At 45.3% G+C, this 15,309-nt stretch carries 15 protein-coding genes; all 15 read right to left on the bottom strand.

The window, feature by feature from the left end:
* Positions 1-5: 5 nt before the first annotated feature.
* The 15 genes from fliJ to dprA all read right to left on the bottom strand — a co-directional run bounded on the left by fliJ (position 6) and on the right by dprA (position 15,294).
* The gene (gene fliJ, locus CEG13_RS05955; protein ID WP_100010958.1) at positions 6-452 is read right to left on the bottom strand and encodes a flagellar export protein FliJ; all 447 of its coding nucleotides are present in this window, start codon (positions 450-452) and stop codon (positions 6-8) included.
* Positions 445-1,770, bottom strand: a complete 1,326-nt coding sequence (fliI, locus tag CEG13_RS05960) for a flagellar protein export ATPase FliI (RefSeq protein ID WP_100010959.1) — start codon at positions 1,768-1,770, stop codon at positions 445-447. The genes fliJ and fliI overlap by 8 nt, the downstream gene beginning before the upstream one ends.
* Positions 1,767-2,522, bottom strand: a complete 756-nt coding sequence (gene fliH / locus CEG13_RS05965; protein WP_239984589.1) for a flagellar assembly protein FliH — start codon at positions 2,520-2,522, stop codon at positions 1,767-1,769. The genes fliI and fliH overlap by 4 nt, the downstream gene beginning before the upstream one ends.
* The gene (gene fliG, locus CEG13_RS05970; RefSeq protein WP_100010961.1) at positions 2,494-3,507 is read right to left on the bottom strand and encodes a flagellar motor switch protein FliG; all 1,014 of its coding nucleotides are present in this window, start codon (positions 3,505-3,507) and stop codon (positions 2,494-2,496) included. Before fliG ends, fliH begins: the two co-directional genes overlap by 29 nt.
* A gap of 11 nt (positions 3,508-3,518) precedes the next feature.
* Complete coding sequence (gene fliF, locus CEG13_RS05975; protein WP_100010962.1) at positions 3,519-5,126, bottom strand: flagellar basal-body MS-ring/collar protein FliF; 1,608 nt, start codon at positions 5,124-5,126, stop codon at positions 3,519-3,521.
* 54 nt (positions 5,127-5,180) lie between these two features.
* Positions 5,181-5,486, bottom strand: coding sequence for a flagellar hook-basal body complex protein FliE (gene fliE / locus CEG13_RS05980; RefSeq protein ID WP_192869521.1), 306 nt, complete (start codon positions 5,484-5,486; stop codon positions 5,181-5,183).
* A 21-nt stretch (positions 5,487-5,507) separates the two neighbouring features.
* A complete protein-coding gene (gene flgC / locus CEG13_RS05985; RefSeq protein ID WP_100010964.1) occupies positions 5,508-5,960 on the bottom strand; it encodes a flagellar basal body rod protein FlgC in 453 nt (150 codons plus the stop codon).
* A gap of 2 nt (positions 5,961-5,962) precedes the next feature.
* On the bottom strand, positions 5,963-6,358 hold the full coding sequence (flgB, locus tag CEG13_RS05990) for a flagellar basal body rod protein FlgB (protein ID WP_100010965.1): 396 nt from the start codon (positions 6,356-6,358) through the stop codon (positions 5,963-5,965).
* 344 nt (positions 6,359-6,702) lie between these two features.
* Positions 6,703-7,482: a GTP-sensing pleiotropic transcriptional regulator CodY gene (codY, locus tag CEG13_RS05995; RefSeq protein WP_100010966.1), complete on the bottom strand. Its 780-nt coding sequence runs from the start codon at positions 7,480-7,482 to the stop codon at positions 6,703-6,705.
* 28 nt (positions 7,483-7,510) lie between these two features.
* A complete protein-coding gene (gene hslU / locus CEG13_RS06000; RefSeq protein WP_100010967.1) occupies positions 7,511-8,905 on the bottom strand; it encodes an HslU--HslV peptidase ATPase subunit in 1,395 nt (464 codons plus the stop codon).
* Positions 8,906-8,926: 21 nt separating this feature from the next.
* Positions 8,927-9,472 carry an ATP-dependent protease subunit HslV gene (gene hslV, locus CEG13_RS06005; protein ID WP_100010968.1) on the bottom strand — a complete coding sequence of 182 codons (546 nt, stop codon included), beginning with the start codon at positions 9,470-9,472 and terminating at the stop codon, positions 8,927-8,929.
* Positions 9,473-9,496: 24 nt separating this feature from the next.
* Entirely contained in the window at positions 9,497-10,417 is a 921-nt protein-coding gene (xerC, locus tag CEG13_RS06010; RefSeq protein ID WP_100011195.1) for a tyrosine recombinase XerC, read from the bottom strand.
* 279 nt (positions 10,418-10,696) lie between these two features.
* On the bottom strand, positions 10,697-11,005 hold the full coding sequence (locus CEG13_RS06015) for a hypothetical protein (RefSeq protein ID WP_100010969.1): 309 nt from the start codon (positions 11,003-11,005) through the stop codon (positions 10,697-10,699).
* 159 nt (positions 11,006-11,164) lie between these two features.
* Positions 11,165-13,243, bottom strand: coding sequence for a type I DNA topoisomerase (gene topA / locus CEG13_RS06020; protein ID WP_100010970.1), 2,079 nt, complete (start codon positions 13,241-13,243; stop codon positions 11,165-11,167).
* A gap of 1,160 nt (positions 13,244-14,403) precedes the next feature.
* Positions 14,404-15,294, bottom strand: a complete 891-nt coding sequence (dprA, locus tag CEG13_RS06025; protein WP_338033005.1) for a DNA-processing protein DprA — start codon at positions 15,292-15,294, stop codon at positions 14,404-14,406.
* Positions 15,295-15,309 lie beyond the last annotated feature (15 nt).

The following is a 15,309-nucleotide window of genomic DNA, read 5'->3' on the forward strand; positions in this document are numbered from 1 at the left end:
CTCTCTCACCTGTATCTGCCACTTCGGAATTGCTGAAGCGATATTTCATCCATGGAAGCTTTCTCGGTTTTCTTTAGGACTTCTGCTTCGGATTGTTTTCTCGTTTCGATGATCTTCTCAAATTTCTTTACTTCGATGTGGGCATCTTTCAGTACATGCTGCTTGGATTCCATATGGGATCTTGCCTCTAGCACATCCTGCTGCAAGTCCATTATTTGTCTGTTGAGTCTTTCAATATAGGCGCTTTGCTGTTTGATCACATCAAGTGAAGCAGGTGTATGCAAGTAGCTTTCATAGGACTCCTCGGCTTTTTCTTTTTTCTTAAGCAGCGTGTACAGCTTTGTGGCAATTTCCTCGAACACATACATCGCCTGGTGATAAGCCATCTGGGCGTCCTTCTTCTCATTCTCCCTGACATGCAGAATCTTCGTTAAAGCTGCAGTTTCAGCCATGGTTAACTCCCCCATTCAGCACTGCTTTCATCAATTCAATTGATTCATCCAGTGTTTTGTATTCATATGTATCCTGCTGCAAAAAGCGCTGAATGCTTGGATAAAAAGTCATCGCCCGGTCAATCTCCTGATCTGTGCCACGTTTGTAGGCCCCAATCTGGATCATTTCCCGATTTGTCTCATACACTGCCATTAGAGAACGAATTTGTCTGGCGAAATCCTGATGCGGTTTATCTGTAACCTGATTCATCACACGGCTGACGGACTTGAGTACGTTAATGGCGGGATATTGTCCGCGTTCGGCCAGTTTGCGGTCCATTACAAAGTGCCCATCCAAAATACCTCTGACCGCATCTGCTATCGGTTCGTTCATGTCGTCCCCATCCACAAGTACCGTATAAAAGGCGGTGATCACCCCGTGGGGGTTGGTTCCGCTGCGTTCCAGCAGTTTTGGCAGGGCAGCAAAAACAGACGGAGTGTATCCCTTGGTCGTAGGCGGCTCACCTATGGCAAGCCCCACTTCCCGTTGCGCCATGGCCACCCTTGTTACGGAATCCATCAGCAAATTGACTTCATAGCCTAAATCACGAAAATACTCACTTATCGCAGTAGCTGTATAGGCTCCTTTTATCCGCATTAAGGCCGGCTGGTCAGATGTTGCCACAACAACAATGGATTTCTTCAATCCTTCTTCGCCAAGATCTTTTTCAATAAAATCGCGCACTTCCCTGCCACGCTCCCCGATCAGCGCTATGACATTGACATCGGCACTGCTGTTGCGGGCAATCATGCCAAGCAATGTGCTTTTGCCGACTCCGCTCCCTGCGAAAATACCGATTCGCTGACCCTTGCCTACTGTCAGCAGGGAATCAATCGCTTTAACTCCAACCTGTACCGGCTCGGAAATTGATGGCCGCAACATCGGATTTGGCGGTGCCTGCTCGGTTACCTTACCGGACAGACCTTTTGGCAGGGCTGATTGATCAAGCCGTTTGCCAAGGGAATCGACAACCTTGCCAATCAATCCGCGGCCAATTTTTACTGTCAGCGGTTTGCCAGTGGATTCCACCAGACAGCCGGGGCCGATTTCTGCAACCTCTGAATAGGGCATGAGGATAATCTTCTCGTTATTAAAGCCAACAACCTCTGATAAAATCGGCGGTTTGTTTTTTGCCGCAGCATGAATGCAGCACACTTCCCCGATATTTGCATCCGGCCCCTGTGATTCAATCATTAAACCGACAACCCGAAGCACCTTCCCGTAACGTTTATATGTATCTGATTGATCCAATGCAGTGATATAGTTTTTTAGATTCATGGCAATTCCCCATTGCATATGTCATGAAGTACGGTGCGGATCTCTTCCAGTTGGGTATCAATCCCTGCATCTATTTTCCCGAATGGATGTTCAATAATACAGCCACCTCGGGCTATTTCTTGTTTTATGTAGATAGACAGCCTTGTCTCATGCTCAAGAATCCGTTCCAGTTCATCTTTTTGCTCCACGACATGCTGATAGTTTTCCGGATGCAGGTAAATCGAGATTACAGACTGGTCTTTCAGTTCTTTTATCGCCGCTTTTACGATATAGAGAAAAGCACCTGGATCTTCTGTCAATGTTTGCTTCATAATTTTTTCCGCCGTATGGATAGCGAGCTCCAGAATGGCTTGCTCGCTTTTTTCGATGGTGGCGTCATATTCTGTGCGCGCCTGTTCGGCGAGTATATTTATGTTGTTGATGGCTGCTTGATATTGAGCAGCCCCCTCTTCTTCACCTTCCGCGAAACCTTTGGAAAAGCCTTCTTTTCTGGCTTGTTCGACATAGTTTGCTCTCTCTGCTTGCCATTTTTCTTTATCGGCTTCAATCTCTTCCCTTGCATCTGCCAGCATCTTTTCCTTTTCTCTCTGTGTGAGTTCCAGTTCTTTTTTTGCTTCGGCTGCCTGTTGCTTCCATCTTTCGCTTTTCTGTTCTTCCAGCTGAACCTCTTGTTTTAATTGAATCGGGCGCACTTTAATTATTTTTTGCTCTTGGCTGCTTTCTTTAAACAATGATATCGTCACCTCCGCCACGAGCAATCACGATTTCTCCAATGTCTTCCAGCCTGCGAATAGCAGTCACAATCCTTGTCTGTGCTTCCTCCACATCCCTCAAGCGTACCGGCCCCATGTATTCCATTTCTTCCTGGAAGGTTTCAGCCATGCGCCGGGACATATTTTTAAAGACAATTTCCTTCACCTCATCACTGGCTACCTTCAGAGATAGGCGCAGATCTTCGTTTTCCACTTCACGGATGACCCGCTGAATGGCGCGGTTATCCAGAACGACAATATCCTCAAAGACAAACATGCGCTTTTTAATTTCATCAGCCAGTTCGGGATCCTGAATCTCCAGCGCATCAAGGATTGTCCGCTCGGTGCTCCGGTCCACGCCGTTGAGCACCTCAACAACTGCCTGAATTCCACCAGTCTGTGTATAATCCTCGGTAAAGGAAGCGGAAATATTCTTCTCCAGCACATGTTCCACCTGGCTGATAATTTCCGGTGAGGTAGAATCCATTGTAGCTATTCGTTTGGCGATATCAGCCTGCATCTCCTGAGGCAAATCGGATAAAATTTGTCCCGCCTGATCTGCACCCAGATAGGAAAGAACCAGCGCGATGGTCTGCGGGTGCTCATTTTGAATATAATTCAGGACCTGCTGCGGGTCGGCCTTTCTGGCAAAATCAAATGGCCGCACCTGCAATGAGGAAGTGAGCCGCTCCATGATAGTCGATGCCTCGCTTGAGCCAAACGCTTTTTCCAAAACTGTTTTTGCATAACCAATCCCACCTTGGGAGATATAATCTTGAGCCAGAGCGATTTGATGAAACTGATCGACAACATCTTCTTTAACACTGGAATCTACTTTCTTCACAGAAGATATTTCCAAACTCAGTTTCTCAATTTCCTCTTCGGACAGGTGCTTGTAAACCTGGGCAGAAACATCCGGACCCAGCGAGATTAAAAGAATAGCTGCTTTTTGTTTGCCTGTTAATGCTTCTTGTTGTCTTGGCATCCTGTTTCCCCCTAATCTTCTGTGATCCAGCTGCGCAGCAGTTTAGCAAACTCTTCCGGATTATCTTTTGCGATATTTTCCAGCTGTTTTCTGCGGATAACGGACTCTGAATCTTTCGGCTCTTCCATTCCCGGCACCTCTTGCTCAATAGCCGGCTCTGTTGTAAAGGCTTCTTCCACGTATTCTTCTTCCGTTTTTCGGTTCCGGAATAAAAGAATAGCGAGAATGATAATGATTAAAATAAGTGCAGCACCTGCCGCATACAGCCAGCCTGGGATCCCAGGAGATGTGGGAGCAGATGAATCCGGATCACCGCTGAATTCCTGAAACACAATAGAAAACTTTTCTTCTGGGACCAAATCATCGCCGAATTCCTCACCAATAGTCGTGCTTATAATAGAATCAAGGATGGAAGAAATTCCTGCCTCTACTGTGTTTTGCTCCTGCTGGGTTAAATACTCTATCTCATCACTTGTGCGGCTTTGCACTTGGTCAATCGCTACCTGAACTCCGATATCCCGTACCTTGTAGGGACTTTCAACAATTTCCCTGCGGATACGGTTGAATTCGTTGTTAATTGTCTCACGTTCGAGTTCATATTCACCGTCTGTTCCTTCTGCATCAGCCGGGTAATTGGGAACATCCCCTTCACCCGTTCCTCCCTCGCCACCAACAGGCGGGTTTCCGGAATATGTCTCCTGAACAGTTTCAATACTGACAGGGAGACCTTCCATATTTTCGATGTCAACAGGCTCCACCAATTCCTCTGTCCGGTTTTCCTGAGTAAAATCAATATCCGAAGTAACAGAAACAATGACATTTTCCATGCCGACCATTGCGCCGAGCATTTGCTGCAGCCTGCGCTTAAGATCCCGCTCAATATCATCTTTCACCTGCTGCTGATATGTATGTACATTCTGTGGGGATCCCCCGTTGCCAGTTTGCGTATTCCGGTCATAATACTCAGAGTACTGGTTCATAACCACAATATTATCAGGGGGCAAATTCGGCACCGCCTTAGAAATCAAATGATAGAGCCCATTGATTTGATTGCCCTGAAACTGATAGCCCGGTTGCGTATTAATCACGATAGATGCACTTGCTTCCTGTGCCGATTCGTTGACAAACACTGGCTCCTCAGGCATATTGAGCATCACTTCTGCGCTTCCGATTCCCTCAATTCCCTGAATCAGGTTGGCAAGTTCTGTTTGCATGGCATCCAGACGCATGATGTTGAACTCATTGTCGGTAATTCCCCAAGAAGTATTTTCACTAAAAAACGAATAATCAATATTCCCGCTGTTGGGGATGCCCTGACTGGCCAAATCAACCAGAAGACCGTCCACCTGCTCTTCGGGAACATGAATGGTGGTGCCGCCGTCCGTAATTTCATAGGCAACACCCCTTGCGTCCAATTCTGCTTTTATCTGTCCTACTTCATTCATGGAAAGATTGCTGTACAGCGGTACAAACGCCGAAGCTGCTGTAAAAATAACGACCCCCGCTATGAGCAGGATTACAATCAGAACGGAACCGATAAACGTTCCTTTCTGTGTCCTGGACCGTTTTTTCCAATATGAGAACACAGCATCTTTCCAATGGATCATTTTCTCTTTCATATATTCCCCCGCCAACATGCTATCGATTGCTGTTACTATGTATTTATCCTAATGTTAGATAGACATGCGCATGACTTCGTTATATGCATCGATAACTTTTTTCTGAATTTGCACCGCAGCTTCCAGGGTAACGCTTGATTTCTGAGAGGCGATCATCACATCATGCAAATCATTGACTGTCCCTTGAGCCAGCGCTTGTGTTTTTCGGTCAGATGCGATTTGCGTCTCATTTACTCCATCAATGGCGTTATTTAACATATTGCCGAAGTTTTCCTGCGCCTTTGCAGGGGACATTTCAGGTTTTGTTATGGAGAAATCGGGTAACTGAGCATGTGTTGCCGGATTGATTGCTTGATTCATCATTGTTTTTCCTCTCCTTCACTATCTTCCAATTTCCAATGCCTTCATTAGCATATTTTTACTGGCATTCATGGATGTAATATTTGCTTCATAGGATCTTGTTGCACTCATTAAATCTACCATTTCCTTTAATGGATCCACATTTGGCAATTCGACATACCCATCCTCATTTGCATCCGGGTGAGAAGGGTTGTAGGCAAGCTTAAATGGTGTTTCGTCTTCTGTGATGGCTGTCACTTTTACCCCGCCTGAAACATCCGCTGTCTGAGCTGCACGATGTAAATAAGACTGAAAACTGCCTTCTTTTGGCTCCATTACAACCATTCTTCTGCGGTATGGCTCGAATTCTCCCTGCTCATTCACTGTTGCCCTGGTTGTCTGGGCATTCGCAATATTGGAAGAAACAACATCCATCCGAAGCCGCTGGGCTGTGAGAGCACTTGCACTGGTATTAATAGCATTAAAAAGCGACATTGTTAATTACCTCCCCTGAGAACCGTCTGCAGACTGCTGAATTTGCCACTGATCCGATCAACCAGCCCCTGGTAATAGATCTGGTTTTTTGCCAGTTCCGCCATTTCTTTATCAACGTCTACATTGTTGCCATTATGGTTATACACTGTGCTGTTATCGGTAACGACGCGATAAGGGGTTCCCAGAGTGCCGGAAAATGAAAGGTGTTGTTCATTTGTGCGCTTTGCTGCAAACGAAGATTGGCGTGCGTTATTTAATACATCCTTAAATACTACCTCTTTTGATTTATAATTCGGTGTATCAATATTGGCGATATTATTGGAAATTGCCCGATTTTTAGCTGATGCATAATCCAGTGAATTTTCCAGCGTGCGAATCGTTCCAGCAAATAAGTCCAAGCCTTCCACTCCTTTCCAATTTCAAGCACGGTCAAAAATTTAACCTCACCTACGAATATTGTAAGTTATCTAGCTTACAAAGTCTATCTATTTTCGATGATTTCCGCAATGGGTAAAATAAATAGTTAAAATGAACTAGATGACAAATAATACAAAGTACCTATTTTTACTGGAATTTATTTCCATTTTTGTGTTTTCTTTAAAAATTTCCGGGTTTTGTGCTGAAAAATGACAGAGAAATTTTTCGACAGGGCGAGTGTGTAAAGAGCAAGGAATTGAATAAGAAGCAAACAAAAAGAGCCGCAGCTTATGCCGCAGCTCTGTATTATAATATCTTCAAGTGCTTATCTTGAACGGAGTTTTTCCAGTTCCACAAGAAATTTGCTGTTAAGAACTTTAATATATGTTCCTTTCATACCCAGCGATCTTGATTCAATGACTCCGGCACTTTCAAGTTTTCTCAGTGCGTTTACGATCACTGAGCGCGTGATGCCAACCCGATCTGCGATTTTACTCGCTACAAGCAGGCCTTCATTTCCATTTAACTCTTCAAAAATATGATCGATAGCTTCCAGTTCACTGTAGGAAAGGGAGCTGATTGCCATTTGCACAACCGCTTTGCTTCTCGCTTCAGTCTCAACTTCTGCGGTTTTTTCATGAAGGATTTCCATTCCGACAACGGTTGCGCCATACTCTGCAAGCAAGAGATCATCCTCATTAAAGCTCTCCTTGATTCGTCCCAGTACAAGCGTACCAAGTCTTTCACCGCCACCGATGATCGGCACAATGGTTGTCAGACCATTTTGAAACAATTCGCGGTTCTCTACAGGGAAAACGGTTTGCGGGCTGTCAATATCCAGGTTAGAAGTTGTTTCATGAATGTTGGCAAGACCTTGGATATACTCTTCCGGGAATTGTCTTTCTTCCAGCATTCCCTTCATGCGCTCATTCTCGATTTCCTGATTAACAGCAAATCCCAAAAGCTTCCCTCTTCTGCTTACGATGTACACATTTCCTTTGATAACATCCCGAAGTGTAGCGGACATATCATTAAAATTCACCGATTTTCCTGTTGCTGTCTGCAGCATTGCGTTAATTTTTCTTGCACGATCTAATAGTTCCATGATAATCCTCCATTCGATTTTACTATTTTTATAAGATAAATTGACTTAAATCCTTATTTTTCACAATTGAACTCAATTTCTCATCCACATAGGCCGGTGTGATTTCCACCTTCTCCATGCTGATTTCCGGCGCTTCAAACGATAGATCTTCCAGCAATTTTTCCAATATGGTATGGAGCCTTCGTGCACCGATATTATCAGTTTCCTGATTGACCTCGTAAGCTACTTCTGCGAGTCTTTCTATAGCATCGTCAGTAAAAACAACATTTATACCTTCCGTTTTCAGAAGCGCCTGATATTGTTTTAACAATGCATTGGATGGTTCCTTCAGAATTCGCTTAAAATCATCTACAGTCAGTTTTTCCAGTTCCACCCTGATCGGAAACCTTCCCTGAAGCTCGGGGATCAGATCAGATGGTTTTGCCATATGAAATGCACCGGCTGCGATGAAAAGCATGTGATCAGTTTTAACAGGTCCATGTTTGGTCACAACTGTAGAACCTTCCACAATTGGCAGAATATCGCGCTGCACGCCTTCTCTGGAGACATTCGCGGAATTCTCCTGTTTGACCGCAACCTTATCCATCTCATCAATGAACAGAATACCGGATTCTTCGGCAAGCTGGATGGCTTCCTGTGCAGCTTCCTCCATATCGACCAGTTTTTGTGCCTCCTGCTGGATAAGCACCTTCCTTGCTTCACTGACCGGCAGTTTTCGCTTTTTCGTTTTCTTTGGCATGAACTGACTAAAGGCATCCTGCATGTTCATGCCCATCTGTTCCATACCCGAACCCTGCATCATGTCAAACATAGATGGCGGCATTTCTTCAATCTCTACACTGACCATGTGATCCTCAAGCTCTCCTAGTGCCAGTTGGTGTTCGATGCGCTTTCGTTTGCTGCGAATTTCTTCATCCTTTTCCTTTTCCCCATTGTCGTCTTCTTCATCATTCTGGCCAGGGAAAAGCATTTCGAAAGGATTTTTGACACTGTTTTGCTTTTTCACTTTGGGGACAAGCAAGCTGACGAGTTTCTTGTTTGCTTCCTGTTCCGCCTTGCCCCTTACTTGATTCATTTTTTCCTCTTTCACCATTCTGAGCGACATCTCCACCAGGTCGCGGACCATTGCTTCGACATCCCGGCCGACATAGCCGACTTCTGTATACTTGGTTGCCTCCACCTTAACGAATGGGGCTCCCACCATCTTGGCCAGCCTTCTGGCGATTTCTGTCTTACCGACACCGGTTGGTCCGATCATCAGAATGTTTTTCGGAACGATCTCATCTTTGATCGATTCCTCAAGCCTCATTCGCCGGTAGCGATTCCGAAGAGCAATAGCAACAGAACGCTTGGCATTGTTCTGCCCGATTATATACTCATCCAATTGACCCACAATTTGCTTTGGCGTAAAATCAATTCCCATCGAGTTTAACAGGCCTCCTTATCAGTCAAGTACCTCCAGGGTGGTATGGTCATTTGTAAACACACAAATTTCCCCGGCTATCTTCATGGCAGACTGAGCAATCTCCCTGGCGGACATTTGCTCCGAATGGCGGACAAGTGCCCGCCCGGCACTCAGCGCATAATTGCCGCCGGAACCGATCGCCAATATCCCATCATCGGGTTCAATAACCTCCCCCGTTCCGGATACCAGCAGCATGCTCTCTTTGTTCATGACAATAAGCATCGCTTCCAATTTGCGCAGCACCTTATCGCTGCGCCACTCCTTCGCCAGCTCCACAGAAGCTCTGGTCAAATTGCCATTGTAGGTCTCCAGCTTGCCTTCAAATTTTTCAAACAGTGTAAACGCATCTGCGACAGAGCCTGCAAATCCTGCCAGCACCTGGCCGTTAAACAATGTGCGGACTTTTTTTGCGGTGTGTTTCATGACAACCGCATTGCCAAGTGTAACCTGGCCGTCCCCGCACATCGCGGACTGCCCTTTATGCCGGACAGCAAAAATTGTGGTGGCATGCATCTCATTCGCCATTTTCTTCACCCCTTCCCTTCATCGTCAGCCTTTTGCACGCGGATGACTGTTCATGTAAACGTCACGCATATGATTCTTTGTCACATGTGTATAGATCTGAGTGGAAGTTAAACTTTCATGACCCAGCAGCTCCTGCACGGTGCGAAGGTCAGCACCTTCATTCAGCATATGGGTTGCAAATGTATGGCGCAGTTTATGCGGATGAAGCCGGACGGTCAGCGCTGCCTTTTCAACTAACTTGTTTAAAATCAGCCGCATACCTCTGTCCGTTAATGGCTGGCCGCGAGCATTCAGAAAAACAGCATCGGATGTTGATTTAGCTTTTTCCAAGAGTTCAGCCCGCCCGCCATGTATGTAGGTTTCCAGAGCAATTTCAGCAAACCTCCCAAATGGAAGATAGCGTTCTTTTCTGCCCTTGCCCCTCACAAACATGGTGCCAATGGAAAAATCAATGTCTCCCAGCTTCAACCCCTTGCATTCACCAATCCGCATTCCGGTGGCATACAGCACTTCCAGGAGCGCCTGATTTCGCTGCCCAAGTGGTTCTTCAAGATTACTCACCTCAAAAAGCTGTTCCAATTCCTCTTCGTATAAAAATCCGGGAATCGGTTTATCTGCTTTCGGCATGGAGACATGGGCGAACGGGTTGATGCTGAGGTGACCTTCCCGCTCAAGAAACCGGTAAAAGCCCCTCAATGATGAAATTTTGCGGGACACGGATCTTCTGCTTAAGTTTTGTTCATACAAGCCAGTTAAAAACGAACGAACAATTCGCTGATCCACATCCCCTGGCTCCGCAATTCCCTCGGCAGCCAAAAAGCGGTGATAGGTTTCCAAATCATCCAAATAATACTTTACCGTGTATGGGGAGGCATTCTTTTCTATTTGCAGATATTCTGCAAACTGAGCAGCGTACGCATCCAATTCCTCACCTTCCAAGCACATCGTATTATCTGCAGACAGCTCAATAATTAAAACAAAATTCTGAAACAAATCCCGTTTTTATTATAACATAAAAATGTCTTTTGTCATGCTTCATTACATTTATTTCTGAAAACAGGCAGACTTTTTATGCGGTACAAGTGTCAAGTAAACACCCTTACCAATGCAATATTATATCTGTTGCAGATTAATTAGTCAACACAAAACAATTCGTTTATTTTAGAAAAATTAGATTCTGTGAAAAGTTTGTGAAAAGCTAGTACTGGTATTAACAACTTTGCATCAAATTATGCCCAGTTCACTGATTTTTGCTTTGGTTTCCTCTGTCCCCAGCTGAAAAATTTTCTTGTGAATCTGCAGCATGTGGTCATTGTAAGCTCCTCTTTCTTCATCCGCTCCCCATTCATCAAATGGCTTGCCGATATATTCCGTCGCGTTCGTGGCATCTTTATTTTTTTTCATAAACAGTTCCTGAAGTTCTTCTATCTCCTTATGGTTTGCTGTAATTTCATATTCTACACCCGAGTCGGGGATGGAGATCTCCCTGATTTCCTGGGTATCTATGGTAACAAAATAGTGTTTTTTCTCCATGTGATTTCCCTCCCTGTCAAAATGTTTCCCCTATTTCATTCTGTTGAAACTTTCATGGTGGAAGCTTAGACAGACAGAGATCAGGAAGAACTAAATAATTTCCAGCATTTGTATACATCCAAAGGAAAACTGCCCGTTGCAACACGAGCAGCTGATCTTTTAGCTTTGTGGAGTTTCTTCATAGTCACAATTGGTGCACTGAACCTGTGTGCCTTTTTTCTTCTTTTTCTCAACCAGCAAAGAGTCGCATTTTGGACAAGGCCGGGCAATTGGTTTATCCCAGGAAACGAAATCGCACTCCGGAAAGCGGTCACATCCGTAAAATGTCCTTTTCTTCTTGGATTTGCGCTCCACGACATTTCCTTCTTTACACTTGGGACATTTCACGCCAATTTCCTTAAGAATCGGCTTGGTGTTGCGGCATTCCGGAAAGTTGGAGCATGCCAGGAATTTCCCGTAGCGGCCCATTTTATACACCATTTCATGTCCGCAGTTTTCACAGGTGATACCGGCGGGCTCATCCTTGATTTCCACGTTCTCCATTTCTTCTTCCGCTGTCTTGAGACGCTTCTCGAAATCCTGATAAAACGAATCGATAATGTTTACCCATTCGTTCTTTCCTTCCTCAATCGAATCAAGGTCACCCTCCATTTTGACCGTGAAATCCACATCAATGATTTCCGGGAAAAACTCTTCCACCATTTCGCTGACAATGCTGCCAAGCTCTGTTGGAATAAAGCGCTTATTGTCCAAGCTGACATATCCCCTGCGCTGAATGGTATCAAGTGTCGGTGCATAAGTGGATGGGCGTCCAATACCCAGTTCTTCCATGGTGCGGACAAGTCTCGCTTCCGTATAACGGGGAGGCGGCTGGGTGAAGTGCTGGTTTGGTGTGATTTCCTCTGCCTTCACTTCTCCTCCTTCTTCGAGATCAGGCAAGGTTTTATCTTCTTCTTTTTTGTTGTCATCCGTTCCCTCGACGTATACTCTCATGAAACCTTTAAATTTGATTTTTGAACCGGTGGCCCGGAATTCCACCCCGTTATTCAGCAGATGGACAGTCATCGTATCCATCACAGCGGGAGCCATCTGACTTGCCATAAACCGCTCCCATACCAGCTTATACAGGCGATACTGATCTCTGGACAAGATGTCTTTCAATGTTTTAGGATCTCTGAGTGCTGAAGTTGGGCGGATTGCTTCATGTGCATCCTGTGCGCCTTCTTTTTTCTTTGCTGACTTATTCTGTCCTAGATATTCTTCGCCGTATTTTTCTTCAATATATTGTTTTGCTTCTTGTTTGGCGGTATCGGAAATTCGGGTGGAATCGGTACGCATGTAGGTGATTAGCCCTGTAATGCCGCCCGCCTTTTTCCCTAAATCAATTCCTTCATACAATGCTTGAGCAACCATCATTGTCTTTCTCGCCCGGAAGTTGAGCTTTCTAGCTGCTTCCTGCTGCAGGGAAGAGGTGATGAATGGCTGTGCTGGATTGCGTTTGCGCTCCCGTTTGGCAACTTTGTCTATTGAGAAGTTTTTCCCTTTCAGGCGGGCGGTGACTTCCTTTACTTCCTCTTCGGATTTTAATTCTCGTTTTTTACCGTCCACGCCATAAAAAGAGCCCTCAAACCGGTCTTTCTCTTTCAGAAAACCGGCATCAATGGACCAGTATTCTTCCGGCTTGAAATTCTCGATCTCTTTCTCGCGGTCAATAATCATCTTCAGTGCGACAGACTGAACCCTGCCTGCACTTAATCCTTTTTTCACTTTCTTCCATAACAGTGGACTGATATTGTAGCCGACAAGCCGGTCAAGTATCCGCCTTGCCTGCTGGGCATCCACCAAATCGACATCAATGGATCTTGGGTGTTTAAAAGATTCCTTGATGGCATCTTTAGTAATTTCATTAAATACGACACGGCATTTTGACTCTTCATCTATATCAAGTATATGTGCCAAATGCCAGGCGATCGCTTCCCCTTCCCTGTCCGGGTCAGCTGCAAGATAGATTTTTTTAGCTTTCTTTGCGGCTTTGCGCAGCTCTTTCAGTACATCGCCTTTACCGCGTATGGTAATATATTTCGGTTTATACTCATCTTCTGTATCCACACCCATCTGACTTTTCGGGAGATCCCGGATGTGGCCCATGGATGCTTTCACTGTATATTTTTTTCCCAAATAGCGTTCTATCGTTTTCGCCTTTGCCGGCGATTCAACGATCACTAGATAATCTGACATTCCATTTCCTCCCAGAATGAGGTTGCGATAAAGTGAAACTTCATTCAGTGGGATCCCCGTGTTCTTCGGGGCCTCACTGAATGTTAGTTGAACCAATAGGGCTTTTACAGGCAGTTAGCCTCCACCTAAAAATATTAATTTTTCCTTCCATATTTGGAAGTGGAGGGTTACTGCGTGTTAACCTGCAATAAAGTGAAATTTCATTTCGCGGCGTATTTCAGCTAAATGGCAGTTACGGCCCACACGATGTGGGTCATAAAGATGTTGCCACACAACGTGGCGTTCTTAGTCTTTGTTCCTAAGATCGGTTTATTACAGGCATTTATCCCACGTCTTCTTTTTTAATGTGGGGGCTTACTTATCTGTTACCCTGTAATAAAAAATTGGAAATCGTCACTAATATTAAATACATACCTTCTATTTGTCAAACAAACTGTGCGCAAGATTAATGCTATGGTATGTGGTTTTTCCTGAATTATGAAGAATGATATTAAGTGAAACTTTATTTCGCAGGGACCCGGGCCCCCAAAAAACTATGGTCCTCGTATGTTAGTTGAACAAACTATTTTATTCGTGTTCTTTTACTTGAAGACTGTTTACTAAACGAATGGTACTGCGGTTACTAGTCCCATCGAAAAGCGTTTGCTGTTTTATCCATAAAGTGCGACGTAACTCAGTTGGTTTCATGAACGCCACTGTGGAAATACCCCTCGCTTTCCGCGGGCGTCTGGTGAGCCTCCTCGCGCTAACGCGCTGCGGGGTCTCACCTATGACTATGATCCCGCAGGAGTCTCGGGGTATTTCCTCCGCTAGCTATTGTGTTTTTTATCTTTACCCTTGTTAAAATTAAACAGCATCTACCCACTTTGTTGATGGTTGATTGGAACGGAGGGCAGCCAACTCCTGCGGGAACAGCACGAGTCTGAAGACCCCGCAGGAAATGGTCTTCTTCCGAGGAGGCTGAGGCCGTGCCCTCGGAAAGCGGCTGTCCGCAGCGGAAATCAACGAGCACACATCTCGAATTCACAACTGGGAGAATTAAAATGACCTACTATGAAAATCACATGTATTTCCGCAGCGGCAACCTACGTCGCAGTTTTCCATCCACTGTGAAAAATTAAAAGTCACAAACCGGTGGTCTAGCCTTCTTGGAAGGGATTTCACTGCCTGTTAACCTGCATTAAGTATTTCCCTGCAGTTTCCCACTCATCCTGAATATCCTCTGCCTCCAAAACTAGCTTCGCCCCATCCTGGATCATCCGATGATTGCCCTTTGTCTGGGGAATAAGCGGAGATCCAGGTACGGCAAACACCTCTCTTCCCTGGTCAAGCGCCTGATCCACGGTAATCAGGGTGCCGCTTCGCTCTTTAGCTTCAATAACCAGGGTGCCGAAACTTAATCCACTGATAATGCGGTTGCGTTCGGGGAAATGATGCTTTTGGGGAGGGACGCTGGCAGCATATTCAGATAGAACGAGGCCTTGTTCGGAAATCTGCTGAAACAACGAAATGTTTTGTTTCGGATAAATATGACCGAAGCCCCCGCCGAGTACGGCAATGGTTTTACCGCGTCCGCTTAGTGTACATTGATGGGCATGGCTGTCTACTCCCTTGGCCATACCGCTGATGATTGTCCAGCCGCTGTTTATCAGAGGTCCCAGTATACGTTCGGTTTTTGGCAGAGCTTCAGGGGATGGGTTTCTGGTGCCGATTACGCTTAAAGCGGGCATGCGATCCAAGAGAGCGGTATTTCCTCTGGCATAAAGAACAAGTGGCGCATCTTTTATTGTTTTTAACACATTTGGATAATTCTCGTCAACTATTGTAATAATCGTACACGGTTCCGACGTGATTTGCTGCATGAGATGACTGTTGTGAAGATCGGAGTAAAAAGTTTTAGCCTTTTTATGCGGGATTCCGTAAAGCTGGCTGATATAGCTGGAAGATAAGTAATAGACCTGCTTTAGTGTGGGGTCATGTTGGAGCATCCTTCTTATTGTGCGACGGCCTATGCCGCGGCACCTGCTGAGGTGGATCAATCGATCGCGCATTTCCTGCAATTCATC

Source organism: Lentibacillus sediminis (genome assembly GCF_002763455.1).
Taxonomy (GTDB): domain Bacteria; phylum Bacillota; class Bacilli; order Bacillales; family Amphibacillaceae; genus Lentibacillus_D; species Lentibacillus_D sediminis_A.